We start from the raw sequence: 8898 nt of genomic DNA on the forward strand, positions 1-8898 counted from the left end.
TATTGTGTTAGTAGGTGTTAGAGTATGGTAAATATTTCTGATAAACATGTAATGGATTTTATTTTTCAAATAAATTCCTGTTTAACATTTGAGGAATTGAACGAATGGGAGTCTAAATTATCGGAATGCTCAGATGAAATGCTTGATTCTGCGTTTTCTGATAAAGCAATTGATATTGTTCAATTAAGTGATGAATATGAACAGAATTATGTAAAAGAAGGGTTTATCACAGTAGATGAATACTTATCTAAACATTATTCAAGAGTTATCTCTTTTTTGTTACGTATGCCAAAACTTCAAAATGAACTTATGGATAATAAACATAATAGTAATAATAAAAGATTTCACGTTTATCGAGAAAATGGACATTTAGCAACTTATGCCCAACAAATTTTATTTTCTTTATCTAATAAGTATAAAATCTAATATTAGAAATGGGCTGTTTTTGTAAGTTTTTGAATAGATACTTAGATGACTAGTTCTATTTATAAAACTTAATTGGACTACAGACAAGATGCGTAAAAAAATCCTCATTGAGTATGTAGTCCAAGCCTTTTTAAGGGACAATTCAACCATTTTTTGAGGTATAATGAGTCTACAAAAGTTAATAAAAAGAACAGAATATTGGCTTCTAACATGCACTGAAATCGAGGAGATACTATCGCTTTAACGCAGGAAAAAGCGATAGAAATGCTGGTATAACAGCACTTGACCTTAACAACTATGGGTTGCCCATTAGCCGACGTTTTGACCGAACAAATTCATGAAGCATTAAGCGACATTCCAGAAGTCAAAAATCCAGAAGTAAAATTAGTCTGGTATCCCGCTTGGACGACCGATAAAATGAGCCGTTATGCACGGATCGCGTTGGGGATTCGCTAGGGGATTTGCTGATTCCAATGCAGCGGCTGTTAGTTTCGTAAGTCGTTTGAAATAGTATGGATGTATAAGTACATTTCATTCTCTAAATAATCCGTAGAAATTTTGGAACTCTTTTATTAACTTTTAAGATAAGTTAATAAAGGAGTTTTTTAGTTAAACAATTTTTTATTAGTATCTGTTGCATTTTCAATAAGGAAACGCGACCCCATACCCCTGTTAAACAGGAAGCTTTATAGTAAAAGAAAAGTGAGACTGAATTTAGCGAAATGAACGATTTTCGTGCGACGACTGCTTGTCGTTTCAGAGACCATTTTTGTAAAAAATGATAAAATAATGATCGATAACTAAAGAAAAGGAATCCGGCCTATGCTATTAACAAAGAAAAAACTCTCTCGCCTAGCGGCTCCCTATAATGAAGGAGATATGAGTATTGGTTTTGCCGAATCACAAAGTATAGAAAGTATAAGCAGCAAAACGATTTTACTTGTGAATGATCGCCAAGTAATCATTTTATTTTTGAACTTTTTTCAAACAAAAGTCATTGATCACATGGCTTACGCCAGAAAAGATCTAATCAATGAGCAATTAAGTCAAGGGTTCAATGGGTTAGACGTTGTTTGGCGTTTTACAGTCCAAAATAAAAAATGGCGTTTTCGCATACTAAAGAAAATAGTCACACTAGGAAAAATGCAAAGAGAATTGATCGAGCGGCTCTAAAAGAGGGTACGTACCTAAATTGTAAAAGAATTTTGAGCGGTAAGTTGATGAAGACTGATTGTCTTTTTTTCAAGGATCTCAGCGAATAGAGAATTGCTACAAATAAAATAATGACGAAACCTAAAACGGCAATTGCATTTTGCAAACTAGAAAGGTAAACTATTTTCAATGAAGAAAGGAGACGAACAATGTTAACGACTAAATTTGGTGATTTCACCTACGACAATCCCTTTATGAATGCTTCCGGCGTTCACTGTATGACCACTACGGATTTGGAGGAACTTGCAGCATCAGAAGCCGGTTCTTTTGTTACAAAAAGTGCCACTTTAGCACCGCGAGAAGGAAATCCCGAACCGAGATATGTGGATCTCGCTTTAGGAAGTATCAATTCAATGGGATTACCAAATAAAGGCTTAGACTATTATTTGAATTTTGCTTTAGAGAAACAAGAAGCAATCGCTCCTGAAGCACCTTTCTTCTTTTCTGTTGCAGGCATGAGTGTTGAAGAAAATATTGAACTTCTAAGAAAGATTGAAGCTAGCAACTTTCGTGGTATCACAGAGTTGAATCTTTCTTGCCCGAATGTCCCAGGAAAGCCACAAGTTGCTTATGATTTTCCATTGACAGAACAAATTTTAGAGCAAGTTTTTAGTTTCTTCACGAAGCCTTTAGGCGTGAAATTACCGCCTTATTTTGACCTAGCGCACTTTGATCAAATGGCTGAAATTTTGAATAAATTCCCTTTAACATACATCAATTCTATCAATAGTATTGGTAATGGTCTATATATAGACCCAGAAACAGAAGCAGTAGTGATAAAGCCTAAAGAAGGCTTTGGCGGTATCGGTGGCGAGTATGTCAAACCAACAGCACTCGCCAATGTTCGGGCTTTCGCGACCCGACTAAAATCAGAAATCAATGTAATCGGAACTGGCGGCATTCGTTCTGGACAAGATGCATTTGAGCATTTGTTATGCGGAGCGACGATGTTACAAATCGGAACGGAATTACAAAAAGAGGGACCAGCGATTTTTGCCCGTCTGAAAAAAGAATTGACAGAAATTATGACTGCCAAAGGCTACACATCGATCGATGAATTCCGCGGTAAACTTCGCTCATTGTAGCCGATTAGCAAATTGCTGCTGAAGGAGGAATGGCATGATCCAGTTTAGAAAAGCGATGCTCTCTGATTTGCCGGAAATGATGGCTCTCTTTGAGATGGGCATACAATCCTTAAAAAAACAAGGCTCACCTCAATGGCAAAATGGCTATGGTCCCACTCGTGAAAAAATCAAAGAAGATATCAATCAACAAGAAAGTTATCTCTTGTTATATGACGATCAAATTGCTGCTTCTGCCGCTTTAGTCAAAGGGGTCGATCCCGTTTATACTGCGATAATCGAAGGTAGTTGGTCAGGGGATGGGCCATATGCATCAATCCATCGTGTCGTAGTCAGTGACCATTTTAGAGGCAAACAATTGAGTGCACATTTACTAAAAGCGCTAGAGGAAGAAGCGGTAGCAAAAGGGATCCATGATTTACGGATTGATACCTATCAAGCAAATATTGGAATGCAGAAAGTGATCGAAACCTGTGGTTATCAATATCGTGGGCAAGTTGTTTTCCCTATTCCACACGGTGAACGACTGGCCTATCAGAAATTAATCTAATTGATTGGGTGAATATAGTAATATCTGCTGTAATTGCCAGACCATAAGCGGAATGGCTGAGCCATACTAATTCCTTAATTCCCTTAGCGGGTTCAGGTCGAATTTGGGCAGCGTGTTCAGCTCATAAAGTAAGATGTTTTTTGAAAGATTGATCATGACGGAAAGAAAGATAGCAAGTTTTGCGTAGCTTTATTATGCAGGGCTTGCTATCTTTTTGTTTATTTTTATTCCGAATAGACGAAATTAATTAAATGTATAAAAATAGAGAGTTATCACTTTATTTTAATATTGTGCATATGGTAAAGTTGATTTGAGTAAACAATGGAGGAGAATCCAATGAAAAAAAGAAAAAGTATGCGTAAGGCGTTGGCAATGCTAGCGGCTCTATTGATCACCCTTGGACAAGGGGTGCCTGCGGTTGAAGCATTGACTGTCTTAGAGAATAACGCAGAATCAGCAATAGTCGATTCAGGCTCATCAATCTCAGCCGAATCAAATGAATCCTCAGAACCATCTGAAGACCGAACGGCCGATTCTTTCGAAACGGCATCAAGCAGTCAAAGTATGGAAACAGAAGAATCCATTGATGAAAGTCATTCTACTGAACCATCGTCTTCTAGTGAAACGACTGAGGAAACAAGTGAAAGTACAAGTACGTCTGAAAGTGAGACATCTTCCTCAAGTAGCAGTGCGTCGACAACGGATTCAACCAAGGATTCTACAACGCCTAGTACGTCTTCTACTACCGAAAGGCCATCAGGAACCAGTCATTCATCAAAGCCAAATGATACGACAGCAAATTCCACCCAAAGTTCTTCGGAACCAAAGACATTCGACACAGGTTCTTCAGTCAGCCAATTGCCGCCATCCAATCAGCCTATAGCAGATTCTTCCCAGACAGTTGATTTATCAGATAAATTGGTTACCGCCCCAACTGATTCTAATTTGAATGGCTATATCTTGCCGTTGTTGAATCAGTTAGCAAATGAACGATCCGCAGCGCTGATTTCAGAAGCGTTGAATCAACTAGGCAAACCATATGAAAAAGATGCGCAGGGTACTGGATTTAATAATCTTTCGTTGCCTATTGCTGTTTATCGTGGCGTTTTTGATATAAAAGGGATCGAAACTTATGATCAGCTCAGCCGGGTAGGAAAGCAAACATCACTTGAAAAAGCCGTACCTGGAGATCTTTTGTTTTGGAAAGACGGTCAGCAATTAGTCAAAGCAGCAATTTACCTTGGACAGGATAAACTGATCATGGCAGATCAACCCCAAGCGGAACAAATAGTCAAGGAAGAAAAAGCGGCGACAGAAAACAATGGCGTACGCATTTATACTATTACTTATAAACAGAATAGTACTGCGGAAACAAAACAATTGATCCAAGAAGATCAGGTAAACAAACCAGATGTAGTGGTTCATTTTTCTGACTCGCAAAAAGTAACACCTCATGGACAATCACTAATCGCTAAGTATGCGGCTAGCTATGATTTTCGCAAGAATCCGCAAACAGAAGCATTTGTTGCGGCAATTGCAGAAGATGCTCGGGAACTAGGCTTAACTTATGGTGTGTATGCGTCGGTTATGATTGCACAGGCAATTTTGGAAAGCGGATCTGGTCAGAGTGGCCTTGCTTCTCCCCCGTATTATAATTTGTTTGGAATCAAAGGAACTTCCGGTAGTCGTTCCGTTTCTATGATGACAGCTGAGGATAATGGGACCGGAGAATTTTATACGATCCAAGCTGCTTTTCGTGCCTATACAGGATACAAGGAGTCGTTAAAGGATTACGTTCATTTACTGCGGACAGGAATTAGTGGGAATGCTGATTTTTACAAAAAGGTTTGGCGTTCTGAAGCAAAAAACTACCTGCAAGCGACTGAATATTTAACGGGGCGTTATGCAACGGATACGAGCTACAACAATAAACTGAATTCATTGATTGCTGTCTATGAATTAACGAAATATGATGAAGCCAAAGCTGGCAGCGGCGTTGTCCTGCAATCAAAAGAAGCGATTCCCAAAGAGTATCGGCAGCTGTTGGTGTTTCCTGATTATAACGGTGTAAATTATAATACCTCAGGTTCTTATCCAGTCGGACAATGTACTTGGTATGCTTACAATCGGGTCAAGCAATTGGGCGGCAGTGTGGATGAATACATGGGGAATGGTGGAGAATGGGGAGCAACCGCAAAACGTTTAGGCTATAAAACGGCGGCTACTCCAAAAGCAGGCTATCTGATCAGTTTTAGCCCAGGCACTGCTGGCTCTAGCACACAATATGGACATGTCGCCTTTGTGGAAGCGGTTGGCAAAGATGGCATTTTAATATCAGAGGGCAACGTTATTGATGGCAAAACGATTTCTTATCGAATCATTCCCAATGAGCTTGCTTATTCGCAAAGTGTCAGTTATATTGCCCCAAAATAAAATTTCGACCAAAAACTCTAGCGAATCGTAAAAATTCGGTTGTCAACTTCTGCCACAATTGCTAAGATAGAGCACGTAAAGGACGGTGCCGAATGAAAAAACGTATCAAAAAGAAAAAAGCCTATAAAAAGTATATCCAAGACATATTCACAGGATATGAAGAAATGTTGGAAAATCCTGAGCTCAAGGAGAGATCCTTTAGTTATTTGAAAGAAGAAACAGTCTTGAGACGTGATGAAAACGATCAGATTCGTTTTCGGACTCGGGACATTGATTAAACTGCCTATTTTAGGCAGTTTTTCTTTTTCAAAAATAATTGAAAGTATTTCAGAAAAACACTTGCTCTTTCATACGCTTAATGATAAAGTAGTGAACGTTGGCAAAACACGCCGACAGTCAAAACCTTTCAAAAAAACTTTTTGGAAAAAGGGCTTGACCAAAACAGAAACAGATGATATTATAACGAAGTCGCAAATTTAAGAAATCAATTTGATGCTGATGCAGCAACAAAAAAGATTGAAAAAAGTTGTTGACAAATAACAATTCATTTGTTATTCTAATGGAGTCGCTGATGACGCACAGGAAGTTGTTGAATAAACACTTTCGAAAAAAACTTTTAAAAAAAGAGTTGACATTCGCTTGTTGATCTGATATGATTTAAAAGTTGCTAACGCAGCGCAGTAGACCTTTGAAAACTGAACAAAGCAAGCAAACGAACCAATGTGTAGGGCGCTTCATTATATGAAGCAAAATACATGCAAGCAATAGCTAGCAAAGTTAATTTTATTTGAGCTTAACGATCCTATGGATCGTTCAAACAAATCATTATGAGAGTTTGATCCTGGCTCAGGACGAACGCTGGCGGCGTGCCTAATACATGCAAGTCGAACGCTTTTTCTTTCACCGGAGCTTGCTCCACCGAAAGAAAAAGAGTGGCGAACGGGTGAGTAACACGTGGGTAACCTGCCCATCAGAAGGGGATAACACTTGGAAACAGGTGCTAATACCGTATAACACTATTTTCCGCATGGAAGAAAGTTGAAAGGCGCTTTTGCGTCACTGATGGATGGACCCGCGGTGCATTAGCTAGTTGGTGAGGTAACGGCTCACCAAGGCCACGATGCATAGCCGACCTGAGAGGGTGATCGGCCACACTGGGACTGAGACACGGCCCAGACTCCTACGGGAGGCAGCAGTAGGGAATCTTCGGCAATGGACGAAAGTCTGACCGAGCAACGCCGCGTGAGTGAAGAAGGTTTTCGGATCGTAAAACTCTGTTGTTAGAGAAGAACAAGGATGAGAGTAGAACGTTCATCCCTTGACGGTATCTAACCAGAAAGCCACGGCTAACTACGTGCCAGCAGCCGCGGTAATACGTAGGTGGCAAGCGTTGTCCGGATTTATTGGGCGTAAAGCGAGCGCAGGCGGTTTCTTAAGTCTGATGTGAAAGCCCCCGGCTCAACCGGGGAGGGTCATTGGAAACTGGGAGACTTGAGTGCAGAAGAGGAGAGTGGAATTCCATGTGTAGCGGTGAAATGCGTAGATATATGGAGGAACACCAGTGGCGAAGGCGGCTCTCTGGTCTGTAACTGACGCTGAGGCTCGAAAGCGTGGGGAGCGAACAGGATTAGATACCCTGGTAGTCCACGCCGTAAACGATGAGTGCTAAGTGTTGGAGGGTTTCCGCCCTTCAGTGCTGCAGCAAACGCATTAAGCACTCCGCCTGGGGAGTACGACCGCAAGGTTGAAACTCAAAGGAATTGACGGGGGCCCGCACAAGCGGTGGAGCATGTGGTTTAATTCGAAGCAACGCGAAGAACCTTACCAGGTCTTGACATCCTTTGACCACTCTAGAGATAGAGCTTCCCCTTCGGGGGCAAAGTGACAGGTGGTGCATGGTTGTCGTCAGCTCGTGTCGTGAGATGTTGGGTTAAGTCCCGCAACGAGCGCAACCCTTATTGTTAGTTGCCATCATTTAGTTGGGCACTCTAGCGAGACTGCCGGTGACAAACCGGAGGAAGGTGGGGATGACGTCAAATCATCATGCCCCTTATGACCTGGGCTACACACGTGCTACAATGGGAAGTACAACGAGTTGCGAAGTCGCGAGGCTAAGCTAATCTCTTAAAGCTTCTCTCAGTTCGGATTGTAGGCTGCAACTCGCCTACATGAAGCCGGAATCGCTAGTAATCGCGGATCAGCACGCCGCGGTGAATACGTTCCCGGGCCTTGTACACACCGCCCGTCACACCACGAGAGTTTGTAACACCCGAAGTCGGTGAGGTAACCTTTTTGGAGCCAGCCGCCTAAGGTGGGATAGATGATTGGGGTGAAGTCGTAACAAGGTAGCCGTATCGGAAGGTGCGGCTGGATCACCTCCTTTCTAAGGAATAATACGGAAGACTACACATCGTTTGCCTTTGTTCAGTTTTGAGAGGTTTACTCTCAAAATAGTTTGTTCATTGAAAACTGGATATCGAAGAAAATCAAAACAAGTAACACACACCGAGTTGACAAGTTAAAGAGTTTTTTAATAAGTTCAACGCTTATTTTCTTGAGCAACCTTCTATCGCTAGAAGAAGTACTCAGCGACCGTAAGGTCAAAGGTTAAGTGAATAAGGGCGCACGGTGGATGCCTTGGCACTAGGAGCCGATGAAGGACGGGACTAACACCGATATGCTTTGGGGAGCTGTAAGTAAGCTATGATCCAGAGATTTCCGAATGGGGGAACCCAGCATCTTTTATAGGATGTTACACAGTTGTGAATACATAGCAGCTGTGAGGTAGACGCAGAGAACTGAAACATCTAAGTACCTGCAGGAAGAGAAAGAAAATTCGATTCCCTGAGTAGCGGCGAGCGAAACGGGAAAAGCCCAAACCAACAAGCTTGCTTGTTGGGGTTGTAGGACTCCGATATGGTAGTTGAAACAGATAGTCGAAATACTTGGAAAAGTATGTCAAAGAGGGTAAAAACCCCGTAGATGAAATCTGGCTCACACCTAGGAGGATCCTGAGTACGGCGGAACACGAGGAATTCCGTCGGAATCCGGGAGGACCATCTCCCAAGGCTAAATACTCCCTAGTGACCGATAGTGAACCAGTACCGTGAGGGAAAGGTGAAAAGCACCCCGGAAGGGGAGTGAAATAGATCCTGAAACCGTGTGCCTACAACAAGTTAGAGCCCGTTAATGGGT

Annotated in this window: 6 protein-coding genes, 2 rRNA genes and 1 pseudogene (1 of these 9 running past the window's edge); all 9 read left to right on the forward strand. The window is 41.5% G+C overall.

What is annotated here, in order from left to right; translation table 11 throughout:
- Positions 1-24: 24 nt before the first annotated feature.
- Positions 25-426 (forward strand): hypothetical protein, encoded by a 402-nt coding sequence (locus FE005_RS11770; RefSeq protein WP_113849752.1) that lies wholly within the window; start codon positions 25-27, stop codon positions 424-426.
- A gap of 282 nt (positions 427-708) precedes the next feature.
- Positions 709-882 (forward strand): annotated as a pseudogene (locus FE005_RS11775) (metal-sulfur cluster assembly factor); the annotation flags it as partial.
- Positions 883-1248: 366 nt separating this feature from the next.
- Positions 1249-1599, forward strand: coding sequence for a hypothetical protein (locus FE005_RS11780; protein WP_138371832.1), 351 nt, complete (start codon positions 1249-1251; stop codon positions 1597-1599).
- A gap of 188 nt (positions 1600-1787) precedes the next feature.
- Positions 1788-2723, forward strand: coding sequence for a dihydroorotate oxidase (locus tag FE005_RS11785; RefSeq protein ID WP_138371833.1), 936 nt, complete (start codon positions 1788-1790; stop codon positions 2721-2723).
- A gap of 34 nt (positions 2724-2757) precedes the next feature.
- The gene (locus FE005_RS11790) at positions 2758-3270 is read left to right on the forward strand and encodes a GNAT family N-acetyltransferase (RefSeq protein ID WP_081132416.1); all 513 of its coding nucleotides are present in this window, start codon (positions 2758-2760) and stop codon (positions 3268-3270) included.
- Positions 3271-3606: 336 nt separating this feature from the next.
- Positions 3607-5703 (forward strand): glucosaminidase domain-containing protein, encoded by a 2097-nt coding sequence (locus tag FE005_RS11795; protein ID WP_254696984.1) that lies wholly within the window; start codon positions 3607-3609, stop codon positions 5701-5703.
- Between the two features lie 92 nt (positions 5704-5795).
- Positions 5796-5981: a hypothetical protein gene (locus FE005_RS11800; protein WP_003127300.1), complete on the forward strand. Its 186-nt coding sequence runs from the start codon at positions 5796-5798 to the stop codon at positions 5979-5981.
- 545 nt (positions 5982-6526) lie between these two features.
- Positions 6527-8086, forward strand: a 16S ribosomal RNA gene (locus tag FE005_RS11805).
- A 222-nt stretch (positions 8087-8308) separates the two neighbouring features.
- A 23S ribosomal RNA gene (locus FE005_RS11810) occupies positions 8309-8898 on the forward strand (it continues 2325 nt past the right edge of the window).
- Together the 16S and 23S rRNA genes form the textbook arrangement of a ribosomal RNA operon.

The sequence above is a fragment of the Enterococcus sp. M190262 genome, assembly GCF_005843965.1.
GTDB lineage: Bacteria > Bacillota > Bacilli > Lactobacillales > Enterococcaceae > Enterococcus_D > Enterococcus_D gallinarum.